The organism is Pseudoalteromonas sp. SMS1 (assembly GCF_021530565.1).
Lineage (GTDB): Bacteria > Pseudomonadota > Gammaproteobacteria > Enterobacterales > Alteromonadaceae > Pseudoalteromonas.
Genome location: NZ_JAKGBI010000015.1, coordinates 113299 through 131404, shown reverse-complemented (window position 1 = coordinate 131404; position 18106 = coordinate 113299). Strand labels below are relative to the sequence as shown.

General features: G+C 43.2%; 17 protein-coding genes. 10 read left to right on the top strand and 7 right to left on the bottom strand.

Annotated features, from left to right (window positions below; genetic code table 11):
• Positions 1-332: 332 nt before the first annotated feature.
• The 3 genes from fabV to L1286_RS16425 all read right to left on the bottom strand — a co-directional run bounded on the left by fabV (position 333) and on the right by L1286_RS16425 (position 2624).
• The gene (gene fabV, locus L1286_RS16435; protein WP_235408128.1) at positions 333-1523 is read right to left on the bottom strand and encodes an enoyl-ACP reductase FabV; all 1191 of its coding nucleotides are present in this window, start codon (positions 1521-1523) and stop codon (positions 333-335) included.
• Between the two features lie 140 nt (positions 1524-1663).
• Positions 1664-1978: a BolA family protein gene (locus tag L1286_RS16430; protein ID WP_235408127.1), complete on the bottom strand. Its 315-nt coding sequence runs from the start codon at positions 1976-1978 to the stop codon at positions 1664-1666.
• Positions 1979-2042: 64 nt separating this feature from the next.
• Positions 2043-2624 (bottom strand): alpha-ketoglutarate-dependent dioxygenase AlkB family protein, encoded by a 582-nt coding sequence (locus tag L1286_RS16425; protein ID WP_235408126.1) that lies wholly within the window; start codon positions 2622-2624, stop codon positions 2043-2045.
• A gap of 39 nt (positions 2625-2663) precedes the next feature.
• Here L1286_RS16425 and L1286_RS16420 point away from each other — a divergent pair, with 39 nt between their 5' ends.
• The 4 genes from L1286_RS16420 to L1286_RS16405 are packed head-to-tail and all read left to right on the top strand — an operon-like array spanning position 2664 to position 6414.
• Positions 2664-3818: a methyltransferase gene (locus tag L1286_RS16420; protein WP_235408125.1), complete on the top strand. Its 1155-nt coding sequence runs from the start codon at positions 2664-2666 to the stop codon at positions 3816-3818.
• Between the two features lie 3 nt (positions 3819-3821).
• Positions 3822-4385 (top strand): YajG family lipoprotein, encoded by a 564-nt coding sequence (locus L1286_RS16415; protein WP_235408124.1) that lies wholly within the window; start codon positions 3822-3824, stop codon positions 4383-4385.
• Between the two features lie 17 nt (positions 4386-4402).
• Complete coding sequence (locus tag L1286_RS16410) at positions 4403-5026, top strand: peptidylprolyl isomerase (protein WP_235408123.1); 624 nt, start codon at positions 4403-4405, stop codon at positions 5024-5026.
• An 8-nt stretch (positions 5027-5034) separates the two neighbouring features.
• Complete coding sequence (locus L1286_RS16405; protein ID WP_235408122.1) at positions 5035-6414, top strand: AmpG family muropeptide MFS transporter; 1380 nt, start codon at positions 5035-5037, stop codon at positions 6412-6414.
• 40 nt (positions 6415-6454) lie between these two features.
• Here the strand turns inward: L1286_RS16405 and L1286_RS16400 are convergent, their stop codons facing one another.
• Entirely contained in the window at positions 6455-6700 is a 246-nt protein-coding gene (locus L1286_RS16400; RefSeq protein WP_023399554.1) for a helix-turn-helix domain-containing protein, read from the bottom strand.
• 356 nt (positions 6701-7056) lie between these two features.
• Here L1286_RS16400 and L1286_RS16395 point away from each other — a divergent pair, with 356 nt between their 5' ends.
• Positions 7057-7233 (top strand): hypothetical protein, encoded by a 177-nt coding sequence (locus L1286_RS16395; RefSeq protein WP_235408121.1) that lies wholly within the window; start codon positions 7057-7059, stop codon positions 7231-7233.
• A gap of 46 nt (positions 7234-7279) precedes the next feature.
• Here L1286_RS16395 and erpA read toward each other — a convergent pair whose 3' ends face one another.
• Positions 7280-7618 (bottom strand): iron-sulfur cluster insertion protein ErpA, encoded by a 339-nt coding sequence (gene erpA / locus L1286_RS16390; RefSeq protein ID WP_063373153.1) that lies wholly within the window; start codon positions 7616-7618, stop codon positions 7280-7282.
• A 210-nt stretch (positions 7619-7828) separates the two neighbouring features.
• Here erpA and L1286_RS16385 point away from each other — a divergent pair, with 210 nt between their 5' ends.
• From L1286_RS16385 to L1286_RS16365, 5 genes are all read left to right on the top strand, one after another.
• Complete coding sequence (locus L1286_RS16385) at positions 7829-9511, top strand: chloride channel protein (protein ID WP_235408120.1); 1683 nt, start codon at positions 7829-7831, stop codon at positions 9509-9511.
• Positions 9512-9530: 19 nt separating this feature from the next.
• Complete coding sequence (locus tag L1286_RS16380) at positions 9531-9965, top strand: CopD family protein (protein WP_235408119.1); 435 nt, start codon at positions 9531-9533, stop codon at positions 9963-9965.
• A gap of 150 nt (positions 9966-10115) precedes the next feature.
• Complete coding sequence (locus L1286_RS16375) at positions 10116-11132, top strand: aspartate carbamoyltransferase (protein ID WP_235408118.1); 1017 nt, start codon at positions 10116-10118, stop codon at positions 11130-11132.
• A gap of 16 nt (positions 11133-11148) precedes the next feature.
• Positions 11149-12435 carry a glutamate-1-semialdehyde 2,1-aminomutase gene (gene hemL, locus L1286_RS16370; protein ID WP_235408117.1) on the top strand — a complete coding sequence of 429 codons (1287 nt, stop codon included), beginning with the start codon at positions 11149-11151 and terminating at the stop codon, positions 12433-12435.
• Positions 12436-12589: 154 nt separating this feature from the next.
• Positions 12590-14431, top strand: coding sequence for a methyl-accepting chemotaxis protein (locus L1286_RS16365; protein ID WP_235408116.1), 1842 nt, complete (start codon positions 12590-12592; stop codon positions 14429-14431).
• On the opposite strand, the gene mrcB is transcribed toward L1286_RS16365, so the two are convergent.
• Entirely contained in the window at positions 14432-16762 is a 2331-nt protein-coding gene (gene mrcB, locus L1286_RS16360) for a penicillin-binding protein 1B (RefSeq protein ID WP_235408115.1), read from the bottom strand.
• A gap of 109 nt (positions 16763-16871) precedes the next feature.
• Entirely contained in the window at positions 16872-18101 is a 1230-nt protein-coding gene (locus tag L1286_RS16355; protein WP_235408162.1) for an ammonium transporter, read from the bottom strand.
• Positions 18102-18106: the final 5 nt, after the last annotated feature.

Sequence of the window (18106 nt, the reverse complement as noted above, 5' to 3'; positions counted from 1 at the left end):
ATCTTTACTTACCACGGCAGCCATCTCATCTAGTTTTTGGTATCAAAGAACTCGCCCATCATGTTTATGACTTGACAAAAGCCAAATCAACCAAAAATAAGCGCCGTGATATATAGTCCTCACATATTCCCGCAATTTTAACATTAATCGCCCTGACTATGCGAGTAGAATTATCAAATTAATACGACTTAACAATGGTTTTAGCTCAGTTCAGCTAATTGCAATTAAATCAATATAGACCAAAGTGGTATTGAATGAGAAAGTGAAGTGATTGGATTAAGAAAAGAAATGTGGAAAGGCGAAGCAAACACGCTCCGCCTAAAGTATAAAAATTATACTAACCCGTTGATTTCAACAACAGTATTTACATCGGCATCATAATCAACGCCATCTACGCCAAAACCAAATAATTTTAAGAACTCGTTGTGATAACCTTCGTAATCAGTTAACGAATCTATGGTATCGGTCGCTACCGTGTCCCAAATGTGTTGAATACGTGCCTGAACGCCCGCTTCCAATTCTTTATAGTTTTGGAATAGGTGACCACCGTCATCAAAACGCGGTGTTTCACCATACAGGTTTTCATTAAACAAGCCATGAATTTGCTCAATCGTGCCTTCATAAGTGCCATCTTCTTTTGTCACTTTAAATAGAGCAGAGATGTATAGCGGCATAATCGGAATTGCAGAACTCGCTTGTGTCACAACCGCGTTCAAAGAAGACACATAGGCTTCACCATTTAATGCCGCCGTTGATACTTTAATCGCGTCAGCAGCACGATCTAAGTCTTCTTTTGCCTTGCCAATCGTTGCATGACCGTAAATTGGCCATGTTAACTCTTTGCCAATGTAGGTGTATGCTGTTGTTTTGAAGTTGTCAGCTAAGACATCCGCTTCTTTCAATGCTGCTAGCCACAACTCCCAATCTTCACCGCCCATTACTTTAACGGTGTTAGCAATTTCGTCTTCATTGGCAGCTTCAACGCTCACTTCATCAATAATACGCTTTGACGTATTCAAGTTTTTAGTTGTGATTGCTTCGCCAATAGGCTTAAGAACTGAGCTATGTGTTTCACCGGTCTTTGGATCTGTGCGGCGTGGAGAAGCCAAGCTATAGATAACTAGGTCAACTTTACCCATCTCTGCTTTAATCGTCTCAACGGCTTTTTCTTTTAGTTCATTTGAAAACGCATCGCCATTGATATTCTTAGACCATAAACCTGCTCTGTCAGCGGCATTTTGGAATGCTGCAGTATTGTACCAACCCGCTGAAGCAGTTTTCTTTTCAGTACCTTCTTTCTCAAAGAAAATACCCAGCGTTTTCGCACCAGAACCAAATGCAGCAGTGATGCGTGATGCTAAACCGTAGCCAGTTGACGCACCGATAACCAGTACATTTTTCGGTCCATTTTGTAACTCACCTTGCTGCTTCACGTATGAAATTTGCTCTTCAACATGTGCAGCACAACCAGCTGGGTGAGCATTGGTACAGATAAAACCACGGATCTTCGGCTTAATTACCATTTTGTTTCCTACTAAATTTTGAATATGTTTCAAGTGATTTAGGCACACCTTTACCACATTAAGTCATGAAACTTGTCAAAGAGGGTGCCAGAAATTGCCTATAGTGTAATGTCTGATCGTCTAAATACAGGTCTGATCAGCTATTTATCAAATTTTGAACCGCCCAAGCACTGAGGGGATGCCGGCACGGAGTGCTCTGACTCATCAAACTCCTCGGGGGTGTATGCATGAATTGCTAATGCATGGATATCATTTGCCAACTCTGATTTTAAGACGTCGTTAATTCGTCTGTGTCGTGGTAGTAATCGTAATCCAGAAAACTCCTCACTTACTACGATTACTTTGAAATGCGAGTCACTGCCACGACTGTGCATATGACTTTCATTAATAACATCGAGGTGCGTACATACAATCGCATCGGCAAGCTTTGCATGGATTTGTTGCTGCATAGACATCTATATAGTGCCCTTTTCAGGTTGGTCTTGGAAATTGCTTTATACTATACGCGGATAGACCGAATTAACCAACCGTTCTAAATGTCAGGTTTATTCGACCTTGAGATACTTTGGCTTGCTTAGGCAAACTGTGTTCAAAGTCATGCTGACTACGCCCAGACATCACCAAAAAGCTGCCCGTTTCTAGTAGGATTGAATAGGTCTCCCGTGTCACTTTATTGCGGATTTTAAAGACCCTTGAAGCACCCAAAGAAACGGATACAATCATGGGCTCCTCACCCAACTCTTGCTCATCATCGCTATGCCACCCCATGGTATCCTGCCCATCCCGATACCAATTTAGTAACAACGCATTGAAAGGCTGACCATACTGCTGCTGTAAGCGTGCTCGAATTGCACTTAATACTGGCAACCAATCACAACTTTCAAGCCGTTTACCAGAATAACCGTAATTGACACTTCGCTCAGCAACAAAACATTGTAGGCGAGGGATTCGATGTAATTTCCCGTATACCCGTATTTCAGGTTGCTGCCAAGGCAGTTGAGCGCATAAATGCGTATATAACGCTAAGCTTTTATCAAATGAAATGCCTTGAGGAAAATAGTGAAAGCCTTTGGGCAAACATTCTTTGTTCAGCTTTGACATGTTATTATGCACCCACAATTTAGTGAAAAATATAAAACTATGACAACCGAAGCGGTACTTGCAAACCACCCGTTTATATTACATCGATTTCCTCTTGAACAAAAAAATCGCAGTCTACAAGCATGGGACGCCGCAGACGAATACCTCCTTGATCATATCGTATCTGCGCACCCAACTGCACACAAAATACTAATACTCAATGATAGTTTTGGTGCGCTGTGCTGTGCTTCAAGCGTTGTTTTGGGTAAAGACCAGACTTTGCCAACCCTATTTTTTGCGAATGATTCCTTTGTAAGTAAAGCAGCGTGTCAGCACAACTTATCTGAAAATCAATTACCAACTGAACACATTACCTTTTTAGACAGTTTGGAAACTTTGCCGACAGACATTGACTTGGTTCTTATAAAGATTCCAAAAAATGCGGGATTTTTACAGTATCAACTCTCTTTGCTCAGTCATTTACCTGCAGATATTCCTGTTATCGCTGCCGGTAAAGCAAAAGAAATACACACCTCAACACTAAAATCGTTCAATCATTTTTTATCCGAGCCAAAGACCAGCCTTGCGGTGAAAAAGTCCCGTTTAATTTTCTCCAAAACCACAGCTAAGCCAGTCGACAGTAAGTTCCCTGTATCTTGGCCGCTTGAAAATACAGACTTCACGCTCTTTAACCATGCCAATGTTTTTTCACGAGATTCCCTTGATATTGGCGCTAGGTTTTTCTTGAACTATCTTCCTGCTGGTAAAAAATCGATGAATATTATTGATCTAGGCTGCGGAAATGGTGTGATTGGGCTGCAAACTTTGAATCGAATGCCAAATAGCAAGGTCACTTTTGTCGATGAATCTGCAATGGCAGTTGCTACAGCAAAACACAATGTGAGCCACAATTTACCTACACGTTTGGCTGACTGCCAATTTGTGCACAATGACTGCCTCTCTGATTTTGAACCCAATAGTGCTGATTTAGTACTTTGCAACCCCCCATTTCATCAGGCTCAAGCAATCACCGATCACATTGCATGGCAGATGTTTTTACAAGCTAAATACACCTTGCGAAATGGTGGGGAGTTAAGAATTATCGGCAATCGTCATTTAGATTACCAAGACAAGTTGCAGCGTCTGTTTGGGAACTGTAAGGTACTTGGCAATAATAAAAAATTTACCGTGTTAAGTGTAATTAAAAGGAGCTAATCTATGGCCAATCTCATTAAATCACTGGCTGCCGTAGGCATCGTATCTCTTTTGTCAGGATGTGCCAGCTCACCAAAAGCGGTGATCCTTAATCCGAGTTACTCAGCAGGACAAGTCACGACCATTAATCAACCCGTGTCTATCGAAGTAGAAGACCTCAGAACCTCCAAGTTTACTGTTAAAGTGCTCGATAAAGAACCTGCAGTGTATCTACCTGATGCAAACTTACCCGTCACCATCTCAAAGTTAATCAATGGTGCTTTTAAGGCAAATGGCGCAGACATTGTAACTAGTGCAGATGTAAAAATTACGGTTCAAGTAAAGCAGTTTTTAGCACTTGTATCAGAAACTTACACGAAACATGAGAGCAATGCGCAAGCTGAATTTGTGGTTACTGTCAGCAAAGGCAAAAGTACATTTGTAAAATCTTTTACGGGTACCAGGAAATTAACCGGCTCACTGAAGCATGATCAGGCCAAAGTAGAAGGCCAATTGAACGTGTTGGCGCAACAGTTAGTAACGCATATGGTTAAAGACCAAGAGCTTACTCAATTCATCTCACAGTAATGTAATAAGGGACCAAGATGATACGCAGTGCGATACTTATAATCACCTTACTGACCAGTACACTCGCCTTTGCAGGAAATAAAGAAGGGCGATTTGTACAAAAAGACAACCTGTTTCCAAAAGTCCAGATCAATACTTCACTTGGCAAAATTACTGTGGAACTCGATCGCTCACGCGCCCCCATCACAGTAAATAACTTTTTGACCTATGTGGTCAACGATGACTATAAAGGGTCTGTTTTTCATCGTGTAGAACGTGACGAAGCTAACGAAAAAGACTTTGTTATCCAAGGGGGGGGTTACGATAAAGACTATGATGGCATGTTTGAAAGAAAGCCTATTTTTAATGAAAGTGGAAATGGCATGAAAAACGATATGTACTCGGTCGCCATGGCTTATCAGGACAACAAACCGCATTCGGGCACAAGGCAGTTCTTTTTTAACATGGATGACAACGACCACTTGAATCCGGGTCGAGGCTGGGGTTTTGCAGTCTTTGGTAATGTCACCGATGGTTATGAAACCCTTGATAAAATCATGCAAGTTGAGACGGGCTACAATAAGAAGTTGGGTTACAGCTTTATTCCAAAAACAACGGTGCTCATCTACAGCATCGATATTTTGCCTGCTGAAGAGTTTTAACTAGGGTTATGGCGACCATCACCAGCATTGCTAGATATCTCAGCTATTACAAAGATAGGCGTTTAGTGACTGTATTTGCCTTTGGCATGAGCCAAGGGTTCCCTTGGGTTCTTATCGGCTCAGTCATGTCAGCTTGGCTTAAAGATGAAGGATTAAGCCGGAGTCTGATCGGCTTATTTGGCATTGTATTCAGTGCTTATACTATCAACTTTTTGTGGTCGCCACTGGTTGATCGCTTAACGTTGCCTTTTTTAGGTTCAAAGTTGGGGCAAAGACGCAGTTGGATTCTACTCGGACAAATCGTTATCACACTCAGTGCAATTGGACTGGCATTTGTTGACCTACAAAACCAGTTATTTCATGCTGCGTTATTGTGTTTTTTGATTGCATTGTTTGCTGCCACCCACGACATTGCAATTGATGGCTATCGTATTGATATACTGCCACAAGCCGAAAGTGAGAAATCCACAGCAGCTGCAGCGATGGCCACTTCAGGGTGGTGGACGGGTTATGCACTATTAGGCGCTATTCCATTTTTCGCCGCCGATTTACCCCATGTTGAATGGCCAGATGTTTACTTGGTGCTTTCAGGGATTATGTGTTTACTTGTTGCTGTCACCCTTTTTGCCAAAGAACCAGAATCACATCGGGATACTGCACAAGCACAGATACAAAAAGACTACGAGGAAAAGCTATCTGCTATCGGGCATTCTAAGTTCAATAAACTACTTGCCTGGCTAGGCGTGACTATCGTCGCCCCTTTTATGAGTTTTTTCAAAAAAAATGGGGTCAGTACGGCTCTTGCACTGCTCACTTTCATATTTTTGTTCAAAATCGGTGAAGCATTCTTAGCACGTATGTCTATCGTGTTTTACAAAGAAATAGGTTTTAGCAACACCCAAATTGCGCAGTACTCAAAGCTTGGAACAGGACTGATCACCATTGTTTTTGCGTTTTTGGGCAGTATATTCAACCACAAGTATGGGATTGTCAAAGGCTTGTTTATCAGTGGACTTGCTATGGCGGCATCTAATTTGATGTTTTCATGGATTGCCATTGCGGGCCCCAAAGAGCATTTGTATGCACTTGCAATTGTCATCGATGGCTTCACTCAAGCTTGGTCGCTAGTTGCTTTAGTTGCTTTTATCTCAATGTTGTGTGACAGAACTTTCAGTGCAACACACTATGCTTTACTCGCTTCATTGGGTAGTTTAAGCCGCACGTTATTATCAAGTTACAGTGGTGTGGTGATAGATGATTGGTTAGATGGGGATTGGGCTGTTTTCTTTGTGATCACTGCGCTAATGGTTTTGCCTTCTCTGCTCTTCCTCTACTGTATTAGGCACAAACTTTATAAAATAGAAGCATCCTATCATCAGCAAAATTAAGGTGCATTTCCTTGCACCTTGCTTTTCAATCCACTTGGATTTATAGCTCTTCTTTATTAATTAGTGAAAGGCCTTCGTATGGGTCTACTTCCAGTGCCTCACAATAGCGCAAGAACTCGATCACATCTAAACGACGCTCTTGATTTTCAATTTTACCAATAAAAGAATGCGGCGTGCCTAAAACTTGAGCAAGGCTACGCATTGTATGACCCTTCTCATGACGCTTTGATTTCAACCATTTTGTTAACTTTCCGTTTTCTTCTGAAGAAACCGTTTTACCCATCATAAATAAACATCTCCTACTTGATGATTTATCTTAAGCAGCCTCGTGAAATTTGCCCGTCTCACTCAGCTGCACTTCGTATATAAGAAAAAGTACTCGCTACAGACCCTATGGATCTTGCGTATTTCCTGTTTTGCCAACAGGCCTTGTTCCTGTGTACCCAATTAGGTATAGACTATCTTAGCGCTAAAACCTAATAAATTTTTGAAAAATTATATTCATTTTTTTCATGTAAGGTACAGGGTACACTTTAACAAAAATTTTATATCTTGTACCAGTATTTGAAATAATTTATTTTTCTTTTAAAATTAGTTATTTAGAGCTAACCTTAAATTTAATTTTAAAATAAGGGTGCAAAAATGATTCGAATCTTATTTTTACTGCCACTCATTCTTTGTTTTGGATGGTATTACTTTTTAAAGGTAAATGGTGTGCCTATTAAGCAGGGGAAACGCGGATTTGTTTATATTCTCGCCTTCTCGGCATTTGTCCTAGGCTTTTTCGTGCTGATGATCCACGTTACTAACCCGGCATAAAAAAGCCATGCTGATGCATGGCTTTTCAAGATTATGTTGAGTCTAACTATACGCTGAAGCTTGCGCCGCAGCCACACGTTGTTGTTGCATTTGGGTTATTCACAAAAAAGCGTGCGCCTTCGAGACCCTCTGTATAGTCAACAATTCCATCTACTAAGTATTGAATACTCATTGGGTCAACCACCATGACCACACCATTTTTCTCAATTTCCAAATCACCCGGATTTACTTTTTCATCAAACGTAAAGCCGTATTGGAAACCGGAGCATCCTCCACCAGTTACATATACGCGAAGCTTCAGATCTGGATTTTCTTCTTCAGAGATCAGCTCTTTTACGCGCGCAGCCGCCGCATCGCTAAATTTAATAGGTAACTCTTCTGACATGTGCATTCGACCCTTGTACAATAATTAGCGGAATTATCTAATACCCGACTATTTTAATCAAGTATCTGACAACGGATGGCTCAACACGCATTGGGACAACTGGAAATGCCGCATACGAGATATTTTGACTCTACAACTAGACTTATGTCAGGGACTTAGCGATTATCTTTTGATAAAATACAAGTATATTTCCTAACTCAGCGACAAATTATGACTCTTGATCAAGTAAGGCGCCGTCTTGCAAAACCAAAGACTTCAGCACAGCTCTGTGTGCTTGGCGTATGCGCGGGTCTAATCGCTGCTGTCTTGATCATCTTATTTCGACTCATGATAGAGCTGGTCCAGTCCTTTTTTTTAGATAGCCATGATGATTTTACGACATTGGCACAACACCAAAGACTACTCCTGCCAGTAGGCGCCGCTTTAATTATTGCCTTGTTTGCCAGTCTAACAGGGTTCAAGCACTATCGTCTCGGTATTCCATTTGTGATTAATCGTATTAAACATCATTACGGTCACATGCCAATTTGGAATTCTGTCAACCAATTTTTTGGTGGCGGGATTGCACTCATCTGTGGGTTTTCCGTTGGAAGAGAAGGCCCTTCCGTACATATGGGAGCAACAGGTGCCAGCGTGCTAACAGAGCGATTACATTTGCCCCACAATGCAGCACGAACATTAGCAGGATGTGGCGTTGCAGCGGGAATCGCAGCCTCATTCAACACGCCCCTCGCCGCGGTCATTTTTGTCATGGAAGTCGTGCTCAGAGAATATAAAATTCATATTTTTGTACCTATCATGCTCGCCGCCGTAACCGGTGCGTTAGCGACACAGTTTGTATTTGGTAATGTATCCGAGCTGTCGCTTATTCAAATAGAAATGCTGAGCTTTTGGCATTACCCCTATTTAATTATTTGTGGATTTGCTCTGGGTGCTATTGCTTTTGCCTTTAATCAAAACCTCATGTTAATTATCAAAACATTTAAGCCAATTAGTATGTTCCCCCGATTACTGTTAGCCGGACTCATCGCAGGCTTGATTGGTTACCTCGTCCCAGAAGCGATGGGCTCAGGCATGAGTGCCATAAAACTTGCAGTAGAAACGCCAGAAAACCTGCAACTTTTAACCACAATCTTTATTGCAAAGCTTTTGGCAACACTTTTTGCTATTGGACTTGGTATACCTGGTGGGTTGATAGGGCCAGTCATCGGTCTGGGGGTTATCATGGGTACTTTAATGGCCTTTTTTGCCCAGTTCATTTCCCCTGACATTGCGGTAGCTGGTACCTACGGTGTATTGGGTATGGCTGGATTACTTGCAGCCACGTTACATGCCCCATTAGCGGCCTTAACTGCGGTCATGGAATTAACCTCCAACCCTCAAATTGTCGTACCTGCAATGTTGATCATCTCAACCGCCTATGTGACTGCATTGCAAGTGTTTGGTAATCGCTCAATTTTCTTACAACAGCTTGACTTCCAAGGATTACCTTATCAAGTATCTCCTGCAAAAGAGGCATTGCAAAAAGTCGGGATCGTCGAAGAAATGGAAGAAGATTTCAAATTGCTTTATTCAAATGACAAAGCCCAGATCAAAGAAACGCTGTCCGCAGTTGATAGCCAGACCCCATTAATTGTTTATGATGAGGAAACCGGTTATCAATTGGCAGAGTACGATTTAACACTCGTCTCAGATGACAGTGCCACGATTAAATATGTGCCTTTACAGGGCCTGAGCACACAGGCAACTTTGGCTGAAGCGTTTGAATTACTTAAAGATAAACGCTCAGGTGCGGTTTATGTCTACAATCAAAAAGACAGCTTACAAATTATGGGCGTTGTTCGCTGGGATAAATTAAGACACATTTTAACAATGAGAAATAGTTTACTTTAACATAAGCATAAGGGGCATTATGAGTGCGTTGTTGATTTACAAAGCCTTGCATATCTTTTTTATGGTTGCTTGGTTCGCTGGAATTTTTTACTTACCACGACTGTTTATTTACCACACAATGACAGAAGAAAAAGCATGTAAAGCCATGCTTAAAATTATGGAGCGACGCCTACTCTACTTCGTAACGCCGTTTGCTATCCTCACGACGGTATTTGGTGTACTCACAATTGTCGAGTACGGTAGAGAGTGGTTTAAATACAACTTATGGCTGCATTATAAGTTGGTGTTCGTCATCATTTTATATATTTATCATGCATACTGCTTTAAGCTCTTAGCTGACTTCAAACACGACAGAAACAAACGTAGCACGCGTTTCTACCGCTACTACAACGAGTTCCCTGTTTTCTTGTTACTCCCAATTATTCTACTCGCAGTGTTAAAACCTTTTTTTTAGTGTAAATATGACGGACACCATGCCGTCATACTCACCAGATAGCGAGGAACTATGCTATTATGTCGTTCCAGTAACCTAGTGTTGCCAAGGTTATCTCGGTTAGGAGTGCAGCCTGCCTCCTGTTGTCAATCTGTGATTAGGAATCGCCGCATGTTAAGTTTCCAAGGTGAAAACATCCTTTCTGTCAATCAACTAGATAGAGAAGCAATAGAACTTATTTTTGAAGTCGCCAAACGCATGGAACCTTATGCTAAAAAGCATAAACGTACCCAAGTGCTAGAAGGCGCTGTACTTGCCAACCTGTTTTTCGAACCAAGTACCCGCACACGTGTCAGCTTCGGTACTGCATTCAACCTACTAGGTGGTCTGGTAAGAGAAACAACGGGTATGCAAAGCTCAGCTTTAGCAAAAGGTGAGTCATTGTATGACACAGCGCGTGTAATCTCAGCGTATGCCGATGCCGTTGCAATGCGACACCCGGATGCGGGCAGTGTTGCAGAGTTTGCGACTGGTTCTGATGTGCCGGTGCTCAATGGCGGTGACGGTCCAAATGAACACCCGACTCAAGCGCTACTTGATCTACTTACTATTGATCGCGAGCTAGGTCGATTTGGTCGTGGCGTAGATGGCATGCACATCGCATTAGTCGGAGATTTGAAATACGGGCGTACCGTTCACTCACTCTCTAAGCTGTTATGCCACTATAAAAACATTAAATTTTCCATGGTTGCCCCAGATGGGCTGCAAATGCCTGATTATGTATTAGATGCTGTGACAAATGCCGGTCACCAAATTGAGCTGGTATCGAAAATGGAAGGCAATTTAGCGGCGGATATTGTGTACCAAACACGTATTCAAGAAGAGCGCTTTCCTTCTCAGGAAGAAGCCAACAAGTACCGTGGTGGCTTTAGGATCAGCCAGGCTATCTATGACGCACACTGTAAACCTGAGTCTGTGTTGATGCACCCACTTCCTCGTGATAGCCGCAGTGAAGCAAATGAATTAGACAACGATTTAAATAGTAATGATAACTTGGCCATCTTTAGACAAGTACAAAACGGCGTATTGATCCGTATGGCACTTTTCGCATTGACATTAGGTGTCGAAAACAAAGTACAACAATACGAGACTAACGTACCTTGGTTTAGCAGAAAGCGCCAAAGTTAATCAAAAAGGACACATTATGACAATTAGCCAAGATTTATTTGAGCGTGCCCAAGCCTCTATTCCAGGTGGTGTAAACTCCCCTGTTCGAGCATTTAATGGTGTAGGTGGTACGCCATTGTTTATTACTAAAGCACAAGGTCCCTTCACCTATGATGCCGATGATAATCGGTATATCGATTATGTTGGCTCATGGGGACCAATGATCCTTGGCCACAATCATCCGCAAATCAAGCAAGCTGTATTGGACGCCGTTGAAAACGGCTTAAGCTATGGAGCGCCGACCGAAACTGAAATTCTGATGGCTGAAAAAGTCAAGGAACTGGTCCCATCGATTGAAAAAGTGCGCATGGTGAGCTCAGGTACGGAAGCCACTATGAGTGCAATTCGTTTAGCTCGTGGCTTTACGGGTAGAGATAAAATTCTTAAGTTTGAAGGCTGCTACCATGGACATGCAGACTCTTTACTTGTCAAAGCAGGTTCAGGTGCATTAACAATGGGTGTTCCAAACTCACCTGGTATTCCTGCTGATTTTGCAAAACACACATTGACGGTGTCTTTTAATAACTTAGATGAAGTGAAAGCGATTTTTGAACAATACAAAGATCAAATTGCATGCGTGATCGTTGAGCCTGTCGCTGGCAACATGAACTGCATCCCTCCTGTTGAAGGATTCTTGGAAGGACTGCGTTCAGTGTGTACAGATAATAACTCGGTGCTCATTTTTGATGAAGTGATGACGGGCTTTAGGGTTGCGCTTGGTGGGGCTCAGCAATACTACAACATCGAGCCAGACTTAACCTGTTTGGGTAAAGTTATCGGTGGGGGTATGCCAGTCGGTGCTTTCGGTGGTAAACAAGAAATAATGGACTTTATTGCGCCAGTCGGGCCTGTTTATCAAGCGGGCACCTTGTCTGGCAACCCAATTGCAATGGCTGCAGGGCTAAAAGCACTCGAGCTGTTATCCGTACCAGGGCTGCATGAATCGTTAGAAGCGAAATCTAAAGCACTGTGCGCTGGTTTTCAAGCCGCAGCAGACAGACATAACATTCCACTGACGACGAATTACGCAGGTGGTATGTTCGGCTTCTTCTTTACATCTGCTGAACGTGTAGATAGCTACCAACAAGCGACTGAATGTGATTTAGAGAAATTCAAACGCTTCTTCCATTTAATGCTTGAAGAAGGTGTGTATCTTGCCCCCTCGGCATTCGAAGCAGGCTTCGTGAGTACAATGCACAGTGATCAAGACATTGAAGACACAATCAAAGCTGCAGATCGTGCTTTCGCCAAACTAGCCGCTTAATCACACAGCTTGTCTTCCTTCGATGCTAAGAAGTGAAAATAAAAAGCCCTTTCTGGGCTTTTTTTTTCAACTTCAAAAAAAATCCGATTTCTTTGAACTATTCTTTGTATTAACAAGGTCTTTATCTCGTGACTCAATAACAAAGAATTAAATTATGACAGGACTCAGATCAGTTTGTAGCCCCGCCATTGCGTTTATGGCGCAGTTAAAATACAAAACAAAAATCAGCTTAGTCTTCGGTATTCTTATTTTGCCTCTGGCATTAAGCCTGTTTTTTTTAAACTCCACTCTGACCCACTCAATAGAGGTCAGCAAAAAGCAGCAACAAGGCCTAAATTTATATCCTCAGCTGCTTGAGAATATTATAAATAATCGCCAAGGTGACAATCTGCAATTGCTCAAACGCAGTGGCTTAATGGTGAACAGTAAAGCGTCAAATACGCCCTTAGAACAGGTTTCTATTGCCTCTAAACTCGCCATTGACAACGACCTGAGCCGCTCTTACCTTAACCGCTCGCTGGTGGAATCTCTTCCCAAGTTGGTTTATCAGGTTAATAATATTGCTGAGCAAGCCAATGCAATTATTGAACGGGGTCGATTTACACCCGATTCCTTTATTGCACTCTCAAACCTGAATAAAGCGCTGCCTATTGTGAAAGGGCAACTACTTGATAAGCTTGATGTCGCTACACTTGAAAATAGTAAGGTCAAGGCACAACTATCGACGCACATCGACACGCTAAACCGCGCACTGGACAGCTATCAACTGGCTGTACGTACCAAGCTGCTAGAGCCCGATGATATTGAACTCAGTGCAGCGGCGTTCACAAGCGCCCATCAGGATGTACAAAGAAAAACCCGAACATTGGTAGAGGCGGCTTTGCCTACGCTAAAAAACCTGCTTCAAGAAAAGCTAGAACAAGAACAGATGATTAGAAACATTGTGGCCGCAGCGTCCATTTTAAGCTTGCTGATCGCATTGTATTTGATGCTCGGCTTTTACTTTGCGGTCGTTGATACAATTTCTGAGTTTTCACAGTCTGCGCAGCGTGCTGCACAAGGAGATCTGAGGGCGAAAGCACAATCTCATGGGGATGACGAGTTAAATGACATTGTTGCCCAATATAACCGTGTTCTAGATGCATTTACTGAGCTGTTAGGCGATGTGCACAATACGTCTAGTGACCTACACAACGCCACTGACAAACTCAGCCACATTAGCCAAGACACCCGACATGATGTGGAGCAGCAACAAATTAAAATTAGCGGTATTCATGCCGCGTTGTCAGACATGGCAAATGCTGCGGATGCCGTAGAAAGTTCAGCTCAGCATGCCACCGAATTAGCCAGTACGGCTGCTGAGCAAGTAAAACAGGGAAGTATTAATACGACGGAACTTGCGCAACACATGACGGTGCTACAACAAGAGTTTGAAGAAAGTAGACAAGCACTTGATAAGCTTGCTCAAGACAGCCAAAACATCAGCAAGGTCAGCCTTGGGATCAGCGAAATCGCTGAACAGACCAACTTACTCGCACTCAACGCAGCCATCGAAGCGGCACGAGCGGGTGAACAGGGACGCGGGTTTGCAGTTGTTGCCGACGAAGTCCGGACATTGGCAAAGCGAACTCAACAGCAAACGGAAGAAATCCACTCCATTATCAAATCACTTCAAAATGCGTCCAACGATACTCAGCAAAAAATGCTGAGTAGCGTGGAAAAGATGGAGCGCGGTGTAACAGCAGCCACCGAGACCAATGCCATTTTGAGTGCCGCGGAACAAAGCATGACTGACATAGATCAACAAGGCCATGTTATAAGAGAGCTAGTCCAACAACAAACACAAGCAACTCAGCAGGCACTGTCAGAGTCGAGTGAAATCAGTTCACTAGCAGAGCACACCCTCGGATCAGCGGAAGCAACCCAAGAAGATGCGCATCAACTGAGTAATATGGCTGCGCACTTAAAATCAGCCATGAGTCAATTCAGAACTTAATTAATGACATCTCGGTTTTGGGTCAAACAATTCAGCTCTAAGTGGGAGCTGAATGGTTGGCCCACAGTGCGGCGCGGCTTGCTGACCGGTCTGCTTATTCACAAATGCCCACCGTATCCCCTCTGGTCTGTCGTCTGCTATTGCTTGTGGATTCAACGGTTTCAAATAGCGAATATATAGTTCTAATGCGCCTCTCCCCCCAGTTAGCTTTGCAGGTTTATTGTCATCACGCCCTATCCACGTGACCGTGACGGTATTGTGATCAAACCCCGCAAACCAACTGTCTCTTAAATCGTTACTTGTCCCTGTTTTACCAGCTAACTGTACGGCCGGAAAGTGCTGATTGAGGCGTTTACCCGTACCACTTTTGGTTACACGCTTCAACCCATACTTGGTCATGTACACAGATGCGGGATCAAATCGTTGAGCGCGTTCTGGTTGATGTTTATATAGCATTCTGCCCGTGGCATCTGTGATGGCGGAAATACTGGTCAATGCACTATAGCGACCATTTGCAGCCATTGTGGTATACATCTGTGCAACATCGAAGCTAGAGAGTTCGACGGCCCCCAATAACATCGAAGGGTAAGTCGGAATATCTTCATCAACACCTAACTCAGTTATCGTACTGGCCACTTTATGAACACCAACGTCCAACCCCAAATTAACCGCGGGGATGTTCAAACTTTCACTAAATGCGCGATACAAAGGGACTGGTCCCCTAAATTTATGATCAAAGTTTTCAGGAGCCCATGTTTTACCCGCTGCATTCGTCACTTGAAGCGGCGAATCATCCACAAGAGTTCCTAAATTATAACCCTGCTGAAGCGCGGTCAGATAAATCGCAGGCTTTACTAACGATCCCACACTACGCTTGGTATCTAATACTCGATTGAATCCAGAAAAGCGCATTTGCCTACCCGACACCAGAGCTGATACGCCCGATTTCGCAGTATTAACCGACAACATCGCCACCTCAAGCCCTGACGTGCCAAAGCGCCTCTCCAAATACGGCAAACCTGACGTAATGGCTTCTTCCATCGCACTTTGTTTTTGCAGTTCGAAATAAGTGAAGATTCTAACACCAGCATGCACAACATCTTCATTTGGCACTAAGTTTTTGAGCTCTCTGTTGACAAGCTCTAAATAGCCAGGATATGACTGCAGCATGCTCTCTTTCAGAGGCTGGATCTCAATTTGGCGATCTAATGCGCTGCGATATTCAGTCGTGGTGATAATGCCATTTTCAGCCATGAGCCTTAAAACCAAATCTCGGCGCTCCATCGTACGTTCTGGATATCGTCTTGGGTTATAAAACGATGGGCCTTTCACCATAGCCACCAGCAACGCCACTTGATCAAACTCCAATTCATCAACCGGTTTGGCAAAGTAGAATTCGGAGGCCAACCCCATACCGTGTACACCTTGGTTGTAGGCTTGTCCCAAGTACACTTCATTAAGATAGGCTTCAAGAATCTCATCTTTGCTGTAGCGATAGTCGAGTATTAGCGCAATAAAAGCTTCGTTTATTTTTCTTATCAAAGAACGTTCTCTAGTAAGATAAAAGTTCTTTGCGAGTTGCTGCGTTAAGGTACTGCCGCCCTGTACTGTTCGCCCTGCCCTGATATTGCTATACAACGCACGCATAATAGACCAAAGTGAAACGCCATGATGTTCATAAAAATTGCGATCTTCAACAACTAATAACGCTTGTTTTAAAACACTGGGAAATTTATCTAACGGAACAAACTCTCTGTCTTGCTTCGTCTCATTGCCTATCCGTGCTATTTGCACCGGCTCAAGGCGGGCGGTGGGAATTCTTCTCCCCCCTTTATTCACAATACTGGCCAGTTTTTTCCCTGCAAAGTTCAGGGTAAACTCAGTCGCACTTTCCTCGCCTTCATAAAATTCAAATGCGCGACGGTAGACAGTGATTGTGCGCCCCTGTACTAAATACTGACCAGTGCGCTTAATACGATTGACACGAGAATAATTTAATCGTTCTAATTCCCAGAGCACTTCCTGCTCTGATAAGTATTGATCAGGATGAAACGTCATCGCACGTGCGTAAACTTGAACTGGCAATTGCCATTTATTGCCCTCAAACTGTTTACTTACTTTTGAATCGAGATAAATGACGTACAGTGCTACTGCGCAACAAACAGCAAGTCCACCTTTCCAAAACAAAGACCAAAGTGTTTTTAACAATCTAGATTTAAACAGGCTAAGACGCTGTTTTAACGACGGTGACGAAGTTTTCGATTTAGGTGATTTTCGAGTTGTTTTTTTAGGCTTAGACTTGGCACCAGTAGGACGCTTTTTCTCTGACATGTACCTATGCAATATTCGCTGTATTTTCAATGATGCTAGATTAACTTAGATTAACCAACACTGAAACTAAAAAAGCGGGCTAACGCCCGCTTTTCTCTTGTTTTCTAGACTAATGATTACGAATTGTCACAAACTCAGGATAAGCATCAACGCCACAATCATGTTGATCCATACCGCTCAACTCTTCTTCTTCCGTTACTCTAATACCCATGGTTGCTCTCAATGCCGCCCATACTAAATATGATGTGATAAATACAAAGCCTAATATTGCTAACAGCCCTGTCAACTGGGTCACAAAGCTCGCGTCACTATTAGAAAATGGCACCATCATCACGCCGAGCGAACCACACACGCCATGAACAGAAATCGCACCAACGGGATCATCAATCTTCAATTTATCAAGCCCAATGATGCTAAACACCACCAAACTACCACCTAATGCCCCTAAAATACATGCTAATAGCGGCGTTGGCGAAGCTGGCTCAGCTGTGATAGTCACTAACCCAGCAAGCGCACCATTTAAAATCATGGTTAGATCAGCTTTACTCCACATAATTTTGCATACAATCAACGCAGCAATCGCACCGGCTGCTGCCGCGGCATTTGTATTTAGCATGATTTGGCTCACGGCAACGGCATTCTCTTTGTCAGCTAAAAACAATTGAGACCCCCCATTAAAGCCAAACCATCCCATCCATAAAATAAACGTACCTAATGTTGCCAGAGGTAAGTTTGAGCCCGGAATTGGATATATCTCTCCGTGTTTACCGTATTTTCCTTTTCTGGCACCCAAAAGTAGCACGCCCGCGAGCGCCGCCGCCGCCCCTGCCCCGTGCACAATAGCCGACCCTGCAAAATCCACAAATCCCAATTCAGATAAGAATCCAGCCCCCCATGTCCAATAGCCTTCAATTGGATAAATCACGCCCGTCAATACAACTGTGAACAGTAAAAAAGCCCATAGTTTCATACGCTCAGCAACCGCGCCAGATACAATGGACATAGCCGTTGCAACAAAAACAACTTGGAAGAAGAAGTCCGATTCAAGTGCATGATCGGCGTCAGAGGCAGCTTCACCGATGAGCGCACCAAAGCTAGGCACAAACCCCCCTTCGCTATTACCTACGTACATAATGTTGTACCCGATGAGTAAATACATGGTGCACGCAATGGCATATAGGGCGATGTTTTTGGTCAAAATTTCGGTAGTATTTTTAGATCGCACTAATCCAGCTTCCAGCATCGCAAAACCTGCGGCCATCCACATCACTAAAATACCAGAAACTAAGAAGTAGAAAGTATTGAGCGAAAATTGTAGTTCTATTATTGTATTGTCCATCATCG